Annotated in this window: 16 protein-coding genes; 7 read left to right on the forward strand and 9 right to left on the reverse strand. The window is 70.9% G+C overall.

The genetic code is table 11. From position 1 onward, the window contains the following. Positions 1–20 precede the first annotated feature (20 nt). Both ACZ5KV_RS12420 and ACZ5KV_RS12425 read right to left on the reverse strand, forming a co-directional pair. A complete protein-coding gene (locus ACZ5KV_RS12420) occupies positions 21–1,937 on the reverse strand; it encodes a heavy metal translocating P-type ATPase (protein ID WP_464239625.1) in 1,917 nt (638 codons plus the stop codon). Positions 1,938–2,068: 131 nt separating this feature from the next. Continuing rightward, complete coding sequence (locus ACZ5KV_RS12425) at positions 2,069–2,344, reverse strand: metal-sensing transcriptional repressor (protein ID WP_464239626.1); 276 nt, start codon at positions 2,342–2,344, stop codon at positions 2,069–2,071. A gap of 219 nt (positions 2,345–2,563) precedes the next feature. Here ACZ5KV_RS12425 and thiM point away from each other — a divergent pair, with 219 nt between their 5' ends. From thiM to ACZ5KV_RS12445, 4 genes are read left to right on the forward strand one after another with little or no spacing between them, the layout of a single operon-like run. Beyond that, on the forward strand, positions 2,564–3,430 hold the full coding sequence (gene thiM, locus ACZ5KV_RS12430; RefSeq protein ID WP_464239627.1) for a hydroxyethylthiazole kinase: 867 nt from the start codon (positions 2,564–2,566) through the stop codon (positions 3,428–3,430). Continuing rightward, on the forward strand, positions 3,427–4,065 hold the full coding sequence (thiE, locus tag ACZ5KV_RS12435) for a thiamine phosphate synthase (protein ID WP_464239628.1): 639 nt from the start codon (positions 3,427–3,429) through the stop codon (positions 4,063–4,065). Before thiM ends, thiE begins: the two co-directional genes overlap by 4 nt. Positions 4,066–4,120: 55 nt before the next feature. Then, positions 4,121–5,338: an aminotransferase-like domain-containing protein gene (locus tag ACZ5KV_RS12440; RefSeq protein ID WP_464239629.1), complete on the forward strand. Its 1,218-nt coding sequence runs from the start codon at positions 4,121–4,123 to the stop codon at positions 5,336–5,338. After that, complete coding sequence (locus ACZ5KV_RS12445; RefSeq protein WP_464239630.1) at positions 5,320–5,841, forward strand: GNAT family N-acetyltransferase; 522 nt, start codon at positions 5,320–5,322, stop codon at positions 5,839–5,841. The genes ACZ5KV_RS12440 and ACZ5KV_RS12445 overlap by 19 nt, the downstream gene beginning before the upstream one ends. 76 nt (positions 5,842–5,917) lie before the next feature. Here the strand turns inward: ACZ5KV_RS12445 and ACZ5KV_RS12450 are convergent, their stop codons facing one another. From ACZ5KV_RS12450 to ACZ5KV_RS12460, 3 genes are read right to left on the reverse strand one after another with little or no spacing between them, the layout of a single operon-like run. Beyond that, complete coding sequence (locus ACZ5KV_RS12450) at positions 5,918–6,448, reverse strand: DUF4276 family protein (protein WP_464239631.1); 531 nt, start codon at positions 6,446–6,448, stop codon at positions 5,918–5,920. 35 nt (positions 6,449–6,483) lie between these two features. Next, on the reverse strand, positions 6,484–7,656 hold the full coding sequence (locus ACZ5KV_RS12455) for an AAA family ATPase (RefSeq protein WP_464239632.1): 1,173 nt from the start codon (positions 7,654–7,656) through the stop codon (positions 6,484–6,486). 44 nt (positions 7,657–7,700) lie between these two features. After that, positions 7,701–8,228: a type 1 glutamine amidotransferase domain-containing protein gene (locus ACZ5KV_RS12460; RefSeq protein WP_464239633.1), complete on the reverse strand. Its 528-nt coding sequence runs from the start codon at positions 8,226–8,228 to the stop codon at positions 7,701–7,703. 182 nt (positions 8,229–8,410) lie between these two features. Here ACZ5KV_RS12460 and ACZ5KV_RS12465 point away from each other — a divergent pair, with 182 nt between their 5' ends. Together ACZ5KV_RS12465 and ACZ5KV_RS12470 are read left to right on the forward strand one after the other, a co-directional pair. After that, positions 8,411–8,899 (forward strand): CBS domain-containing protein, encoded by a 489-nt coding sequence (locus ACZ5KV_RS12465; protein ID WP_464239634.1) that lies wholly within the window; start codon positions 8,411–8,413, stop codon positions 8,897–8,899. 2 nt (positions 8,900–8,901) lie between these two features. Then, positions 8,902–9,816: a delta(1)-pyrroline-2-carboxylate reductase family protein gene (locus ACZ5KV_RS12470; RefSeq protein WP_464239635.1), complete on the forward strand. Its 915-nt coding sequence runs from the start codon at positions 8,902–8,904 to the stop codon at positions 9,814–9,816. A 174-nt stretch (positions 9,817–9,990) separates the two neighbouring features. On the opposite strand, the gene ACZ5KV_RS12475 is transcribed toward ACZ5KV_RS12470, so the two are convergent. The 4 genes from ACZ5KV_RS12475 to ACZ5KV_RS12490 all read right to left on the reverse strand — a co-directional run bounded on the left by ACZ5KV_RS12475 (position 9,991) and on the right by ACZ5KV_RS12490 (position 13,399). Further along, entirely contained in the window at positions 9,991–10,743 is a 753-nt protein-coding gene (locus tag ACZ5KV_RS12475) for a UPF0280 family protein (RefSeq protein WP_464239636.1), read from the reverse strand. After that, a complete protein-coding gene (locus ACZ5KV_RS12480; protein ID WP_464239637.1) occupies positions 10,740–11,855 on the reverse strand; it encodes a glycosyltransferase family 4 protein in 1,116 nt (371 codons plus the stop codon). Before ACZ5KV_RS12480 ends, ACZ5KV_RS12475 begins: the two co-directional genes overlap by 4 nt. Next, a complete protein-coding gene (locus tag ACZ5KV_RS12485; RefSeq protein WP_464239638.1) occupies positions 11,852–12,958 on the reverse strand; it encodes a glycosyltransferase in 1,107 nt (368 codons plus the stop codon). The genes ACZ5KV_RS12480 and ACZ5KV_RS12485 overlap by 4 nt, the downstream gene beginning before the upstream one ends. 75 nt (positions 12,959–13,033) lie before the next feature. Next, positions 13,034–13,399 (reverse strand): molybdenum cofactor biosynthesis protein MoaE, encoded by a 366-nt coding sequence (locus ACZ5KV_RS12490; RefSeq protein WP_464239639.1) that lies wholly within the window; start codon positions 13,397–13,399, stop codon positions 13,034–13,036. A gap of 26 nt (positions 13,400–13,425) precedes the next feature. Here ACZ5KV_RS12490 and ACZ5KV_RS12495 point away from each other — a divergent pair, with 26 nt between their 5' ends. Further along, positions 13,426–16,119 (forward strand): tetratricopeptide repeat protein, encoded by a 2,694-nt coding sequence (locus ACZ5KV_RS12495; RefSeq protein ID WP_464239640.1) that lies wholly within the window; start codon positions 13,426–13,428, stop codon positions 16,117–16,119. Positions 16,120–16,162 lie beyond the last annotated feature (43 nt).

A 16,162-nucleotide genomic window follows, 5' to 3' on the forward strand; every position in this document is an offset into this window, starting at 1 on the left:
GGGGAAAGGGCGCGCGGCGGCTAGCGCGGCACGGTCGCGGGCCGGGAGGCGACCGGGGCCGGGGCGGGCCCGGAGTGCGCGGCCCAGCGCAGCAGCAGGGTCGAGTTGAGCACCACCAGCACCGAGCCCGCGTTGTGCACCAGGGCTCCGGCCACCGGGCCCATGAGCCCCTGCATGGACAGGGCCGTGGCGCCGACGTTCAGGGCCATGGCCAGGGTCATGTTCACGTGGATGGTGCGCATCATCCGCCGTGCCAGGGCCACCACGTGGGGCAGGGGCGCGATGTCGTCGCCGACCAGGGCCATGTCCGCCGCATCCACGGCGATGTCGCTGCCGATGCCGCCCATGGCGATGCCTACGTGGGCCCGGCGCAGGGCCGGGGCGTCGTTGATGCCGTCGCCGAGCATGGCCACGGGCTGCCCGCCGTCCTGATAGTGGTCGATGAGGGCCAGCTTGTCCTCGGGCAGGCACCCGGCCTGGACCTCGGCGATGCCCGCCTGCCGGGCCACGTGGTGCGCGGCCTGCTCGTGGTCGCCCGTGAGCAGCACGGTGGACAGGCCCAGGGCTTCCACCCCCCGGATCATGGCCGGGGCGGCCTCGCGCAGGGTGTCGGCCAGGGCCACGATGCCCGTCGCCCGGCCGTTCACGGCCACATGGATCGCCGTGGCGCCCTCGCGGGCGTGGCGGCGCACGGCCTCGGCCATGGCCTCGGGCAGGGTTACTCCGTGCTCCTCCAGAAGCTGGGCGTTGCCCGCCAGCACCCGCGCGCCGCCGACTTCGGCCAGCACGCCCCGGCCCGGGAGCATGGTGAACTCCCGGGGCTCGGCCGGGGCGCCCGGGCCCTGGGCGCGGCTGTGGGCGACCACCGCCCGGCCCAGGGGATGCTCCGAGCGCAGCTCCGCCGCGGCGGTCAGGGCCAGCAGGGCGGCGGCGTCCATGGCGGGATCGAAGCTTTCCACGGCCACGACCCGGGGCGTGCCGTGGGTCAGGGTGCCGGTCTTGTCCAGCCCCAGGCGCCGCACGGCGGCCAGACGCTCCAGGGCGTCGCCCTGGCGCACGAGCACGCCGTGGCGCGTGGCGTTGCCGATGGCGGCCATGATGGCCGTGGGCGTGGCCAGCACCAGGGCGCAGGGGCAGAACACGACCAGGATGGTCACCGCGCGGATGACCTCGCCGGTCACCAGCCAGGTGCCTCCGGCACAGGCCAGGGCGCCGACCACGATCCAGGTGGCCCAGCGGTCGGCCACGCCGACGATGCGCGCCTTGCCCGCGTCGGCGGATTCCACCAGACGGATCATGCGTTGCAGGGCGCTGTCCTGCCCGACTTTTTCGGCGCGCATGTCGAAGGCGCCGAACTGGTTCACCGTGCCGCTGAACACCTCGTCGCCGGGTTCCTTGTCCACGGGCAGGGACTCGCCGGTCATGACGGACTGGTCGATGGCCGTGCGCCCGGCGGTGATCACGCCGTCCACGGCCACGGACTCGCCGGGCAGCACGCGCAGGGTCTGCCCCACGCGGACTTCGCCTGCGGGCAGCACATGCTCGGCGCCGCCGTCCACCACCCGCGCCGTGCGCGGGGTCAGGCGCACCAGGCGCTCGATGCCCGCGCGGGCCTTGGCCACGGTGCGCTCCTCCAGCAGTGCGCCGATCTGCATGATGAAGGCGATTTCCCCGGCGGCGAATATCTCGCCGATGGCCACCGCCGCGATGAGCGCCAGGGACACCAGCACGTCGGCCTTGATGTCGAATTCGGTGACGAGCCCTTCGGCGGCACCTTTGATGATCGGCGCGCCGCAGAGCGCCACGGCGACCCAGGCCGGGTCCGCGGGCAGGGTCGCCCCGGCCGCGAAGCTGGCGCCCAGGGCCAGCCCCGAAACGGCCAACAGCAGAAAGTCCAGACGATTGCCCTCCTTGAGGGCGGCGAGCAGGCGTTGCAAGGCGGTGTTCCTCCTGTTGCAGATACCTATAGGGGGTATGGGTATCTGCCGAGGGCGCCGTTGTCAACACTCCCAAAAAAGCCGCCCGGAAAAACCGGGCGGCCGGGGCGGGGCGCGTTGTACCCGCGCGGTCAGGACAGGCGGGAGAAGTGCTCCACGGCCTTGGCGAAGCGCTCGATGGTCTTGTCGGGGTCGCCGTGCTCGATGCCGTCGCGCACGCAGTGGCTGAGGTGGCCTTCGAGGATGATCTGCCCGACCTTGTGCAGGGCGCTTTTGACGGCGTTGACCTGGATGAGGACATCCTCGCAGGGCACGTCCTGGTCGATCATTTTGCCGATGGCGTTGAGTTGGCCGCTTATTTTCTTCAGCCTGCGGTGCAGGTTGTCGGCGTCCATACACTGGCGCATGTGGCCCTCCGGGTGCATTGGTGACTCCGGCGGATACCCGCCGGGGTATGCGCAAGCCTTGCCCGGGGAACGGCCGCTGTCAAGAGAAACCACGGGCCGCCGGGCCCCTGCGGGCAAAATCGGCATCCGGGGAGGCTCCCGGCGCAGGGCCCCTTGAAATCCTGGGCGTTTTGCGTATCAGTGGAGGGTCACGCGCCACGCAAGCCCAAGGAGTCCGCCATGCCCGCAGCCCCGGCCAGCAACGCCACCGCCGCCGTCCACTCCGCCCTGGAGCGGGTGCGCGCCGCGCGGCCCCTGGTGCATAACATCACCAACTTCGTGGTCATGAATACCACGGCCAACGCCCTGCTGGCCCTGGGCGCCTCGCCCGTCATGGCCCACGCCCCCGAGGAACTGGAGGAGATGACGGCCCTGGCCGGGGCGCTGGTGCTGAACATCGGCACCCTGAGCGGCCCGTGGGTCGGCAGCATGCTCCTGGCCGGGCGCGCGGCGGCCGCGCGCGGGGTGCCCGTGGTTCTCGACCCGGTGGGCGCGGGGGCCTCGCGCATGCGCACCCGCGCGACCCTGGACCTGCTGCACGAGGTCCGCCCGGCCATCCTGCGCGGCAACGCCTCGGAGATCCTGGCCGTGGCCGGGGCCCTGGACGCCCTGGACGCCCGGCGCCTGGAGGCGATCGCCGCCGGGGCCGGAACCACGCGCGGGGTGGACAGCGCCCACTCGGGCCGGGGCGTGGAGGAAGTGGCCCGGGCCGTGGCCGTGGCCGCGGGCTGCGTGGTCGTGGTCAGCGGCGCGGTGGACACCATCGCCGACGCCCGGCGCACGGCCTTCGTCTCCGGCGGCAGCGGCCTCATGCCCCTGGTCACGGGCATGGGCTGCACGGCCACGGCCCTGACCGGGGCCTTCGCCGCCGTGGTGCCCGACGCCTTCGAGGCCGCCGTGGCGGCCATGGCCGTCATGTCCGCCGCCGGGGGCGCGGCGGCTGCCCGCTCCCAGGGGCCGGGCAGCCTGCAAATGCATTTTCTGGACGCCCTGTACACCCTGGGCCGCGCCGACCTGGAGGCCCAGGTGCGCGTGGAGGGCCCGTGACGCGCCCGGCGCCGGATTACAGCGTCTACCTGGTGACCGACGCGGCCCAGTGCGGTGCGCGGGGCGTGGCCGAGACGGCGCGCCTGGCCGTGGCCGGGGGCGCGCGCGTGGTCCAGTTGCGCGAAAAGACCCTGGGTACCCGGGCCTTCGTGGCCCTGGCCCGCGAGGTGCTGGCCGTTCTGCGCGGCAGCGGCGCCCTGGTGCTGATCAACGACCGGGTGGATGTGGCCCTGGCCGCCGGGGCCCACGGGGTCCACGTGGGCCAGGGCGACATGCACCCGGACGACGCCCGGCGTCTGCTGGGCCCCGGGGCCATCGTCGGCCTGTCGGTGGAGACCATGGCCCAGGCCGGGGCCGCCGAGGGGCTGGACGTGGACTATTACGGCGTGAGCCCCGTCTTCGCCACGCCGACCAAGACCGACACCGGCCCGGCCTGGGGCCTGGAAGGCCTGGCCCGGCTGCGCGCCGCCACGGCCCGGCCTCTGGTGGCCATCGGCGGCATCGGCCCGGCCAACGCGGCCGACGTGCTGCGCGCCGGGGCCGACGGGCTGGCCGTCGTGTCGGCCATCTGCCGTGCGCCCGACCCCCGGCGCGCGGCCACAGATTTGCGGACCGCTGCGGACGCGGCCCGCTGAACCGCCGTTCCCGCACGGCGCAACCAGAACCTTCCTCCCGAAGGAGCCTTGGCCCATGTCTTCGTCTTTTGCCACCCGGATGGATTCCGTGCACCGTTCTTTCATCCGCGAGATCCTCAAGGTCACCGCCGACCCGGAGGTCATCTCCTTTGCCGGAGGCCTGCCCAACCCCGGCCTGTTCCCCATGCGCGAACTGGCCGAGGCCGCCGCGCAGGTCATCGGCCAGGAGGGCCGCGCCACCCTGCAATATTCCACCACCGAGGGCCACGCGCCCCTGCGCGAGTGGATCGCCGCGCGCTACCGCGAGCGCAAGGGCCTGGACGTGGCCGCCGACGACATCCTCGTCACCACCGGCTCCCAGCAGGCCCTGGACCTGATGGGCAAGGTGCTCATCGACAAGGGCTCGCGCGTGCTCATGGAGGCCCCGGGCTATCTGGGCGCCATCCAGGCCTTTTCGGTGTTCCAGCCCGAGTTCCGCACCGTGCCCCTGGAGGACGACGGGCCGGACCTGGACGTTCTGGCGCGCGAACTCAAGGGCGGGGTCAAGGCCTTCTACGCCGTGACCAACTTCCAGAACCCCTCGGGCCTGACCTACGGCCCGGCCAAGCGCCGCGCCGTGGCCGAGCTGCTGGCGGGCACGGACACCTTCTTCGCCGAGGACGACCCCTACGGCGAGTTGCGCTTCGCCGGGGAGCACCAGCCCCCGGTCTACGCCCTGCGCCCCGAGAACAGCGTGCTCACGGGCTCCTTCTCCAAGGTCTGCGCCCCGGGCTTCCGCATCGGCTGGATCGTGGCCAAGGGCCCGCTGCGCGACGCGCTGGTGCGCGTGAAGCAGGCCAGCGACCTGCACACCAGCACCGTGACCCAGCGCATCGTCTACCGCTACCTGGAAACCAACGACCTGGACGCGCACATCGCGCGCATCCGCGAGTGCTACGGCAGGCAGTGCCGGGCCATGCAGGAGGCCGCCGCGCGGCACCTGCCCCCGGAGGTGCGCCTGACGCGCGCCGAGGGCGGCATGTTCCTGTGGGCGACCATGCCCGAGGGCTATTCGTCCATGGAGCTGTTCGAGCGGGCCATCCGCTGCAAGGTGGCCTTCGTGCCCGGGCGGCCCTTCTACGTCGACGGCAGCGGCGACAACACCATGCGCCTGAACTACACCAACTCCGAGCCCGAGCGCATCGAGGAAGGCATGCGCCGCCTGGGGCGCTGCCTGGAGGAATACCTGGCGGCGCGCCGGGGCGCCTGCGGCGCATGCGCGGCCACGGCCTGACCCTGGGCCCCGGGCGGGCCGACGAACTGGACGCCCTGCACGCCCTGTGGCTGGCCGCCGTGCGCGCCACCCACGGATTCCTGGCCGCCGGGGACCTGGAGTTCTACTCGCGGCTGGTGCGCGAGGAATACCTGCCCGGCGCGGCGCTGACCGTGGCCCGCGACGCGCGCGGCACGCCCCTGGGCTTCATGGGCCTGACCATGGAGGAGGGCCCGGTCGACGCCCCGGGCGACACCCCGGGCCCGGGCCTGTGCGCCATCGACGCGCTCTTCGTGGACCCGGCGCACCACCGCCGGGGCGTGGGCCGAGCCCTGGTGGCCCACGCCCTGGCCCAGGCGGGCCCCGGGCGGCGCGTGCTGGTGGACGTGAACGAACAGAACCCCGGCGGGCGCTGGTTCTACGCGGCCCTGGGCTTCGTGGAACGGGGTCGCTCGGCCCTGGACGACAGCGGGCGGCCCTACCCCCTGCTGCACCTGGAATACGCCCCGCCCCCCGGCCCCTGACCCGCGCGGGCAACAACGACAAAGCCCCCGGACCGTAAGGCCCGGGGGCTTTTGTGCGCGGGGGAAAGAGGGCTGGTCATTCTTCCTGGTGGGCGAGCCGTTCCACTCCCTGCGAAAAGACCCGCAGGCTTGCGGAGCGGTTGTTCCGGTAGTGCAGCAATCGGCCGAGGCGGCGCGCCGCATCTCGTTTCTGGAATTCCGGGATGAACTGTTTCAGTTCCCGCGAGGGTTTCCGGCAAACGTCCGGATCGGGATGGCGTTTTGCCAGTGAGAGGATGGCTTTCTTGGCCTGCGGGTAGGCTGACTGCAAGGCGGCGCTGTCGCCGAGATACCAGGCTTCCAATTCCTGGCAGATCAGGCGGATGAGCGCTTCGCGGCCCAGGCCGTCGCAGCGGCCACGCAGGGTTTCTTTGAGCGCGAGGCAGTCCGCGCCATCGGTGTCGCGCACGATTACGAAGCACACACCGGGTTCCGTCCATTTCTTGAGTTTGGTGCGGATGTTTCCATCCAGATCCGACTTGCCATGGTACTCGATGAGCAGGAAGTGCTGCCCGTGCTCCCAGCCGGGTATCAGCCGCGGCAGGTATTCGAGGAGGAATTCCTTCATCGAGGGATCCTCCAGCAGAAAGACGACGCGCCCCATCAGCGGTTGACTCCCTCGAAGACGCCCTGTTTCCAGAGATACCCGGGCAGATCGCCGCCATCAAACAAGGCCCGCAGGTTTTCGGAATCGCTGGCATGGCTGATGGTGGTGAATCCGTCCTTTTTATACAGGCAATAGATTTCTTCGAGTTCCAGCGCATTGAGGAAATCCGGAGAATGCGTCGAAACGAAGACCTGCCCGCCGCGCTGGGCATAGGCCCGGAATTCTTCGGCAAGGTCCATCAGAAGCTTCGGGTAGAGCTGGTTTTCCGGCTCTTCGATGGCCAGCAGCGGGAACGGCCTGGGGTCGTGGAGCAGCACCAGGTAGGCGAACATTTTGATGGTGCCGTCCGAAACGAAGCGGGCGATGAACGGATCCTTGAAACTGCCGTCCTGGAAGCGAAGCACCAGCCGCCCGTCTTCCGTCGGCTTGGCATCCACGGCGGCAATGCCCGGCACCCGGCGGGTCATGGCGTCCAGGATGGCGTCGAAGCGTTCCCGGTGATAGGTATGGAGATACTGCGCCACCTGGGCCAGATTGTCCCCCCGCGTGGACAGGTGTTCGCTGTAGCCTTCCTCCGTTGCCGGGCGCGCCTCCACGATATGGAAATCGGAAATCTGCCAGTTTTCGATCAGCGACCGGAACTCCGCGACCACGCGGAAATCCTTGAATTGCCCCAGGCCTTTGATGGCCAGGACATCGGGTTCGTCGAGGGTGTATTTGTCCCGTTTTTCCTTGGCGTCTTTTTTGCCGTACTGCTCTTCGTTGGTAATGGCCGTTCCCTCGCCACGGGAAAAGTCCACGAAATGCCAGGGCTTGCCGGTTTGCCCTCGCCGAAATTTCAGGATTTCCCGCTCCACGACGATGCGCCCGTTCGCCTCGCCGATGGTCAGTTCGTAGGTGGCGAGTCGCCCGCCGGATTCCCGGAACTTGATTTCGATGCGGATCGGCCCTTCCTGTCCGCGGCTTTTAAGCTCCTTCCAGCCGCCGCGGCGGGCCACGGCCTTGCCGACGCTGAACGCCAGCGCGTCCTTGAGGAAGGAAAACATATCGAAAAGGGTGCTCTTGCCCGAACCGTTGGCCCCCACCAGCGTGACCAGCCGGGGGAGGCTGGTCAGCTTGGCGTGCCGGAATACGCGGTAGTTTTCTATTTCGATGGATTCAAGTTGCATGAGCACCTTCCTTGTTTACGAGCGGCTGTTGCCCGCGGGCGGAGCTACCCGCGCGCCAGATACGCGATGATCTCCCGGCAGAAGGCGGGCAGGTCGTCGGGCTTGCGGCTGGAGATCATGTTGCGGTCCACGACCACCTCGCGGTCCTCCCAGGTGGCGCCCGCGTTGACCAGGTCGTCGCGGATGCCGGGGGTGGAGGTGCAGCGCATCCCGGCCATGATGCCCGCCGAGATGGGAATCCAGCCGCCGTGGCAGATGTGGGCCACCAGCTTGCCGGCCTGGAATATCTCGCGGGTCAGGGTCTTCACCGTGTCCAGGCGGCGCAGCTTGTCCGGCGCGAACCCGCCGGGCACCACCAGGAAGTCGAACTGTGCGGCGGTGAGTCCGTCCAGGGCCGCGTCGCTCACGCAGGGGTAGCCGTTCTTGCCCGTGTAGAGCTTGCCCGCCTCCGGGGCGGCCACGACCATTTCGGCCCCGGCCTCCACAAGCCGCAGCTTGGGGTACCACAACTCCAGGTCCTCGTACACGTGCTCCACGAACATCAGCCCGCGCAGGCCGTCCAGTTCCGGCATGATCGTCTCCTTGCGCGCCCGGGGGCGCCTTGTGTGCTTGGTCTTTCAGCATAGGGGAAGGCCGCCCGGGGCGCAAGCGCCGCAGGGGAGTTGCGTCCCGGCGCAAAGTTCCCTACATCCAGGGGAAGACGAAACAGGCAGCACCAACCCCGACGGCCGCCCGGCGGCGAAAGGAGCCCTTCATGCTGATGCGCAAGCGCGCCTGGGACATCATGCGCGACGATGTGACCATCGTGAACGAGGACGTGGATTTCATGGACCTGATCCGCGCCCTGTACCGGGGCCTGGAAACCGATTCGGACAACCACATCGCCGTGGTCCAGGATGCCGACGGCACCCTGCGGGGCGTGATCAGCATGTGGAACGTCATGCGCAAGCTCGAGGAGTGCATCTTCGGCGACGAGACCCTGCTGGAACTGACCGACCAGGACTGGGACCGCGCCTTTGCCATGGCCTGCCGCTCGTGCGCGGCCAAGGGCATCGGCTCCCTGGTGGAAACCAAGGTGCCCAAAGTCCAGCCCAACGATCCGCTCATCACCGTGGTGGCCGATTTCCTGCGCCACCGGCGCGGCTGGGCCCTGGTCTGCGACGGCGACAAGGTGTTGGGCGTGATCTTCAAGGCCGACATCTTCAAGGAGGTGGGCCGCGACGTGCTGGCCCAGGGCAAGTAGCCGTGGAGTTTTACGACGCCGGGCGCACGGCGGCGCTGCTGCCCTACGAGGCCCTGGCCGACGCCATCGCCGCTACCCTGGTGGACGCCGCGCGGGGGCTGGCCACGGCGCCGGAGCGCATCCACCACCCCCTGGCCGGGGGCGGCACGCTGCTGGTCATGCCCGCGGCGGACGAGCGCGTGGCCGTGAACAAGCTGGTGTCCGTCTGCCCGGGCAACCCCGGGCGCGGCCTGCCGTTGCTGCTGGGCTCCATGACCGTGCTCGACGCGGCCACGGGCCGATGCCTGGGCGTGCTCGACGGGCCGACGGTCACGGCGCGGCGCACGGCGGCCCTGTCCCTGCTGGCGGCGCGGACCCTGGCCCCCCGGCCCGAGGGGGCGCTGCTGGTTGTCGGCGCCGGGGTCCAGGCCCGGGCGCATCTGGAGGCCATGCGCGAAGGCCTGGGCACCCGCCGGGTGTTCGTGTTTTCGCGGACCCCGGCCCACGCCGAGGCCCTGGCGGCCCACGCCCGCGGCCTGGGCATGGAGGCCGCCGCCGTGGCCGACCCGGGCCCGGCCCTGGAGCGGTGCGACCTGGTGGTCACGGCCACGGGCAGCCGGACCCCGGTGCTGCACGGGCCGTTGCGCCGCGACGCCTTCGTGGCCGCCGTGGGCGCCTTCAAGGCCGACATGGCCGAGGTGGCCCCGGAGGTGGTGCGCGCCTGCCGGGTGGTCGTGGACACCGTGGCGGGCTGCGCGGCCGAGGGCGGCGATCTGCTTCTGGCCGGGCTGGACCCCGCGCGGGACTGCACGCCCCTGGCCGAGGCCCTGGGCGCCCCGCGTCCATTGGAAGGGCCGGTGCTGTTCAAGAGCGTGGGCCACGCCCTGTTCGACCTGGCCGCCGGGCGGCTGGCTCTGGGGCACGCGGCGGGGCGCTGACGGGGCGGGGGCCGGGCGCGGGGCATGTCTGCGCCGGGGCGCGGCCTTTATGAAGCGCGTCGAAGCGAAAAGCCGACGGAGTGATTCTCCGTCGGCTTTTCGTTGTGTCCGGCCCTTGGGCGGCGGCGCCGGTGCCTTTTGTTTTCCGGCCCGATCCCGCCCGGCCCGGCGGATCTACAGGGCCACCAGTTCCATGCGGCCCCAGGCGGCCACGCGCTCCCCGGCCTGGGCGAACAGGCCGTCCAGCCCGAAGCGGCGGCCCAGATCGGCCAGCCCCGGCAGGTCGCGCGCGGTGCGGATGTGGTTGCACAGCGCCGTGGCCGCGGCGTCGGCCAGGCTTGCGTCGCGGGCCCGGGCCACGGCCAAATCGCCCTGCCCCAGGGACAGCGAATGCCCGATGCGCGCCGAGGAGGCGCACAGGGCGCAGGGGAAGTCTTCGGCGGGAATGCGCACGCCCAGGCGCGCGCCCCCGGCGGGGTCGGCCAGGATGCCCACCGTGCGCTCCCGGGTGGAGAACATGGCGATGTCTCCGCCGTTTTCAACAAGAATATCAGGGCTTTCCTGTGCAAAGCGCTCGGCGACCATGCGCGCGATGGTTCCGGCCACGGCGGCCATGGGCCCCACGCCGCAGGCCGCCCCGGCCCGGGCCATGGCCCGGACGATCTCCGGCGCCCCCGGAAGTACCTCCACGGGCACGAGGCTCGGCCCGAAGGCCGGGTCCAGGGCCATGTAGGCCTTGAGCCGGCCGCGCAGTTCCGTGACCCAGGCGGCCACCTCGCGGGTCAGGTCCTTGCGGGCGACCACCCAGAGGTCCGTCTGCTCGACCACCACCTGGAAGGCCGTTTCCCCGCCCGCAGGGCGCAGGGCGCCGCGATAGCCGCGCGCCGTGCCCGTATGCACGGCCTGGGGCCGCCGGGCGCGGCTCATGCCCGCTCCAGCATGTCGCGCACCAGGGTCCGGTAGGGCTCCAGGCCCGAAGCCACGCCCGCGGGCCAGGCAAAGGCCCCGGGGCGCGGCGCGGCGGCGGCGGCCTCGATGGCCCGGGCCAGGGCCTCGTGGTCGCCGGGGTCGGCCACCACGCGCTCGGGCGGCAGGAAGAAGCTCGACCCGTTGTCCACGGACGAGACCACCCGCGTGCCGCAGGCCAGGGCCTCGACCACGGCGTTGGAGCAGGTGTCGTAGAACGAGGGCAGGCAGAACACGTCGCAGGCGCGATACAGGGCGGCCATGTCCTCCACGCGGCCGAGGAAGGTCACCCGGCCTTCCAGGCCCAGGCGCCGGGCCAGGGCCCCGAAGCGCCCGGGGTTGCGGCCCCCGGCCACATGCAGCACGGCGTCGCCGGGCAACAGCGCCAGGGCGCGGATGAGCGGCTCCAGGCCCTTGAGGGCGAAGTTGGTGCCCGCCGTGGCGATGAGCAGGCGCTGGCCGTCCAGGCCCATGGCCCGGCGCAGGGCCGCGCGTTCGGCCTCGTCCACGGGCGAGAAGCGCGTCAGGTCCGGGCGGTTGTAGATCACGCGCAGGTCGCGCCCGGCCAGGAAGGGGTGGGCCTCCAGCAGCCAGTCGCGCACGCGGTGCGACACGGCGACGCACACGCGCTGGTGTTCCAGGGCCTGGCGTTCCAGCAGGCGGATGAGCACGTTTTCCGGGGCCAGGCGGCGGCGCAGGGTTTTCCAGGCCCGGGGGGCGCCCGGAGCGTAGGCCCGGGAGGACAGCTCCCAGAATTTGGACAGCGGCCCGCCGCTCATGCGCAGCAGGTCCTGGCGCGGGGTCTTGCCCATGCTGCACGTCAGGGCGTAGCCGCCGCGCCTGCGGGCGCGCTCGGCCGCAAAGGCGAACCAGGCGATCTTGGCGGCCCGGCCCAGGGGCGGGCGGCCCAGGGCCACCACGCGCACCCCGGGCGGGGCGGGCGTTTCCTGACGGGCGCACAGGAAGTCCACTTCCAGCCCGTCGGCGGCCAGGGCCCCGGCCAGGCGGTGGGCGAAGCCCTCCACCCCACCGTAGGTGGAGAGCTTGGGCAGCATGAGGGCCACGCGGCTCATGGGCGGCCTCCGGAGTAGACGGCCAGGGTCCGGGCCAGGAAATCCGGCCCCGAAAGGCCCGCGATGGTCCGCGCCTGGGCGGCGGCCAGGGCCTCGCGGTGGGCCGTGTCCGTGGCGGCGCGGGCGATGGCCCGGGCCATGGCGGGCACGTCGGCGGGCGGAAACAGCGCCCCGGGGTCCAGCAGGTCGGGCATGACGCCCACGGTGGTGCCCACCAGCGGGCGCTGGCAGGACATGATCTCCAGGGCCGCGCGGGCGATGGTTTCCGACCATTTGGAGGCCACGACGCCCAGGTCCATGGCCGAAATCATGGCGGCCACGTCGGGCTGTCGGCCGGTGATGACCGTGATGTCGTCCAGCCCGGCGGCGGCGATCCAGCCCTGGACTTCGGCCTGGGTTGTGGCCGTGGCGAACCCGGCGAGCATGAGCCGCAGGCGCCCGCCCCCCGGGGCGCGCCGGGCCAGGGCCACGGCTTCGATGAGTTCGCGCTGGCCCTTGACCTCGTCGAAGCGGCCCAGCAGGCCGACCACGAAATCGTCCGGCCCGTAGCCGAACCGGGCGCGCACCCGGGCGCGGCCTTCGGGGTCGAAGGCGAAGCGTGCGCGGTCCACCCCGCCGAGGATCAGGTGCAGCCGGTCCGGCCCGATGCCGAACACGTCGCGGAAGTGGGCGTGCATCACCGAGTTGGTGGCTACTACGGCGTCGGCGCAGCGGTTGTGCAGCCAGCGGTTGGGCGTATTGTTGCGCGGCGGGCGCTGGTCGCCGCGCGTGCGCACGAGGCGGAAGGGCGCCCCGGCCGCGCGCATGGCGCCCCACAGCCAGAACGATTCGCCCCGGTGGCAGTTCACGGCGTCGGGCCGGAATTCGCGCACCACGCGGCGCAGGGCCACGGCCAGCCGGGCCAGGGTCGCGGGGTTGCCGGAATTGAGCGGCAGTGCGGCCACGGGCAGGCCCCAGGCGCGGGCCGTGGCTTCGGTTTCCGTGCCCGGCAGGGTCAGCACCAGTGCCTCGTGCCCGGCCTCGCGCAGCAGGCGGGCGAGGTACAGGGCGTACCACGAGGTGGCGTTGAACCAGCGGACGTTGGCGACCTGGATGACGCGCATGGGGGCTGCCTAGTCGGATTGCACGGGAATTGCAAGGCAAAAGGGCGGCGGCACTTTTCCGCCGCCCGGCCCCGGCTAGCCCTCGCGGGTCTCGGTCTTGACCACGGCTTCGGCCTTGATCCGGTCCAGGACTTCGGCCAGGGTGGCCTTGACGTTTTCACGGAAGTCCCCGGCGACGACGATGAAGAGCAGGTCGTCGCCGGGCGTCAGGTGGCCTTCGGCCGCCTCGGCCAGCACGCGCCAGATGCCCGGGCGGGCTTGGTATTCGCGGCACAGGGCGGCGATCCTGTCCCGGTCGGGGGTGACGTTCACGGCGCTGACCCGGGCGCCGTCGGCCCGGGAGGTGGCGCGCACCACTCCGTTGTGGACCAGGACCATGCCCACGTGGTCGCTGAACCCGGGCTCGGCCTTGAGCTTTGCGATGGTTGCTGTAATGTCCATGTGAACTCCTTCGCGGCAGGCGAATCGTGTACAAGTTTTCGACGCTTCTCAAGGACCTTCCCACCCTGCATGAGTACAGGATGTCGGCCACGGGCTACGCCGTGTGGCTGGTCTGGTCCGGGGAGCTGACCGAGGCCATCCCGTCCACCTTCCGCGACTACGGCGGCGTGGAGATCAACGCCGACCAGAACCAGGCGGTGTGGTATTTCTGGTCGCGCGACGTGTTCCAGGCTGCGGCGCGGCTGCAGATCTGGGCCAATCTGAACGACCTGCCGGTATTCATCCAGATCATGCCCACGAACCTGATGATCGGGTTCCAGGGCGAGATGGCCCTGTCCATCGCCTCGGAGCTGTTTTCCCAGCAGGCCATGCCCCCCGAGGTCTTCGAGGTCTGGGTTCACCCCAAGGTCCGCCCCGACGTGGAAAACACGCCCGGCATCCATCTGGAGAAGGTGGACCGCCAGCTCACGGGCATGGCCTCGGCCCACTGGCACAGGCTCTCGGGCGACCCGCGCATCGGTTTCCGCTCCTCCCTGGCGTGGTACTTCATCCTGCGGCCTCTGGGCAACCCCCTGGACAAGCGCTTCATCGAGGGCTGGCCCCGGTTTTTCGCCGAGGTGGAGCAGATCATCAAGCATTTGAAACTCAAGTTCATCCTGCACGACAACCATCTGATCTTCGAGCTGGAGAACTTCAAGACCCTGACGGTCTGGTGCCGCGAAATCCTGGCTCTCGTCGCCCGGGCCAAGGACTGCGAGGACTGCGCCTACTGGCCCTGCGTCATGGCCGCGGTGGAGAAGGCCGGGTTCCAGTTCAACGAGGACTTGCCGCGCAAGGTCGCCCTGGACTGGGACAAGATGGCCCCGGACTTCCCGCACATGTCCTACCGCACGGCCTTCCTGCTGGGTCCGCGCTTCCGCATCAAGGACGTGAGCTACAGCTTCGAGCGCAACAAGCTTACGGACTGGTGCTACGTGATGCTGGCCGAGTCCGAGGGCACCCAGGAGCGCGGCTCGCTGAACGTGGCCCTGCCCGTGGCGCTGCTGGTCGGCAGCGGGCGGCCGTGCTTCTACTGCGGGCAGCGCACCCACGGGGAGGCCCAGTGCCCCTCGCGGCGGCTGGTGGACCTGAACCCCGGCCTGTGGCGGGAGCTGGCGGGCATGAACCTGGAGGATGTGTCCTCGGCGCTGGTCGAACTGGGCGAGGCCCTGCGCGAAGACCCGGCCCAGGCCCTGGGCACGGTGCTCACCGGCTCGGGCCGCCCGCGGACGCTGCTCGGCGCCGTGTTCGAGATCAACGCGCCCTCGCAACTGCGCATGGCCCCGCTGGTCATGCGCGCCCTGGGCAAGGATCTGCCCTCGGGTCTTTCCAGGCTCTCGCCCCCGCAGGACTCGCCCCACGCCCAGGCCCTGGGGGCGTTCCTGGCCGGCGACGCGGCCGCTGCCGACGCCCAGGCCCGCCAGGGTGCCCTGCGTGCCCCGCGCGACTTCGGCTTCCGCACGCTGCAAGGCTTTCTGGCCCTGGAGCGCGGCGACCTGGAGCGCGCAGTGGAGTTCTGGGCCGAGGCCGAGCACCTGGGCGACACGCCGCTGCATTTCGCCTACCACAAATACCTCCAGGGCCGGGCCCTGGAGGTCCAGGGCCGCTTCGACCAGGCCATGGCCCTGTACCGCGACGCCTACAAGCTCTGCCCGCGCTGGAACGAGCCGCTTTACCGCCAGGCCGTGAGCATGGTCAAGATGGGCTTTACCGAGCACGCCGTGTCCCTGGTGGACCAGCTTGTGGACGAAGACCCGAACATGTTCAACCGCGTGCTGGTCGACCCCGAGATGGAGCGCGGCTACGTGCAGCTTCTGGGTGTGCTCTACGGGCTGTGGGTCCAGTCCCAGGCGGCGGCCCGCGAGAGTGCCGAGAAGCTGCGCCAGCTCCAGGAGGAGATCGACGACTGGTTCGGCGCGAGCCATGAATTCGGCCAGACGGCCCGGCGCCAGATCGAGGAACTGCTGCACCTGGCGGACGTGGAGAACTTCGTGGTCTTCCGGCGGCTGGCCGCGGGCCGGGTGCAGCTCGAAAAGGCCATGCGTCAGAAGATCGAGGCCGAGACCCGGGGCCTGACCCGCCAGGCCGAGAACATCCGCGACCGGCTGCGGCGCATCCACGAGGACATTTCCTGGTTCCCCTTCCCCCGGGCCCTGCGCGACTTCAACCGCGACTTCAACTTCTGCGTGGCCAAGCTGAACTGGGTCCGCCAGCAGCATTTCACCGTGGCCAAGAACTTCCGCCAGAGCCACGAGTACTTCCGCCAGGTGGAGGACATCCTGGGCCGCCTGGGCCGCAGGCTGGTGACCCTGCGGATCGTGCGCGACGCCACGCTGTTCGTTCTGCTGCTCAGCAAGAGCTTCATGTGGCTGGAGATCATCGGCCTGGGCCTGGCCCTGGTGGCCATGCCCGCGTCGGTGTTCATGGCCGAGCACTGGGGCATCGAATGGATTTCGCGGGCCGTGGAAGGCCAGCGCTGGAGCATCCAGAAGGGGCTTGTGGTCGTGGTCAGCGTGGCGGCCTTCGTGTTCGCCCTGCTGCGCACGGCGCTGGTCTTCGAGAAGAAGAAGGCCCGGTTTTTCGAGGAGCAGGTGGAACTGGGCCGCAAGCTGGCCCAGGAGCAGGCCGCGGCCCGGGGCAGGGGCGGCCGGGGCGCCCCGGCCGGGCGCCGGGGCCGCTGAGGCGACCGGAACGGCGGGAGGCACCGGGGCCCCGCCCGCGCGA

Source organism: Desulfocurvus thunnarius (assembly GCF_055390965.1).

Bases quoted from the DNA above. Each gene is read 5' to 3' on its own strand.
- ACZ5KV_RS12425 (WP_464239626.1), bottom strand. From the start codon at position 2,344: ATGCGCCAGTGTATGGACGCCGACAACCTGCACCGCAGGCTGAAGAAA.
- thiM (WP_464239627.1), top strand. From the start codon at position 2,564: ATGCCCGCAGCCCCGGCCAGCAACGCCACCGCCGCCGTCCACTCCGCC.
- ACZ5KV_RS12440 (WP_464239629.1), top strand. From the start codon at position 4,121: ATGTCTTCGTCTTTTGCCACCCGGATGGATTCCGTGCACCGTTCTTTC.
- ACZ5KV_RS12445 (WP_464239630.1), top strand. From the start codon at position 5,320: ATGCGCGGCCACGGCCTGACCCTGGGCCCCGGGCGGGCCGACGAACTG.
- ACZ5KV_RS12450 (WP_464239631.1), bottom strand. From the start codon at position 6,448: ATGAAGGAATTCCTCCTCGAATACCTGCCGCGGCTGATACCCGGCTGG.
- ACZ5KV_RS12455 (WP_464239632.1), bottom strand. From the start codon at position 7,656: ATGCAACTTGAATCCATCGAAATAGAAAACTACCGCGTATTCCGGCAC.
- ACZ5KV_RS12460 (WP_464239633.1), bottom strand. From the start codon at position 8,228: ATGCCGGAACTGGACGGCCTGCGCGGGCTGATGTTCGTGGAGCACGTG.
- ACZ5KV_RS12465 (WP_464239634.1), top strand. From the start codon at position 8,411: ATGCTGATGCGCAAGCGCGCCTGGGACATCATGCGCGACGATGTGACC.
- ACZ5KV_RS12475 (WP_464239636.1), bottom strand. From the start codon at position 10,743: ATGAGCCGCGCCCGGCGGCCCCAGGCCGTGCATACGGGCACGGCGCGC.
- ACZ5KV_RS12480 (WP_464239637.1), bottom strand. From the start codon at position 11,855: ATGAGCCGCGTGGCCCTCATGCTGCCCAAGCTCTCCACCTACGGTGGG.
- ACZ5KV_RS12485 (WP_464239638.1), bottom strand. From the start codon at position 12,958: ATGCGCGTCATCCAGGTCGCCAACGTCCGCTGGTTCAACGCCACCTCG.
- ACZ5KV_RS12490 (WP_464239639.1), bottom strand. From the start codon at position 13,399: ATGGACATTACAGCAACCATCGCAAAGCTCAAGGCCGAGCCCGGGTTC.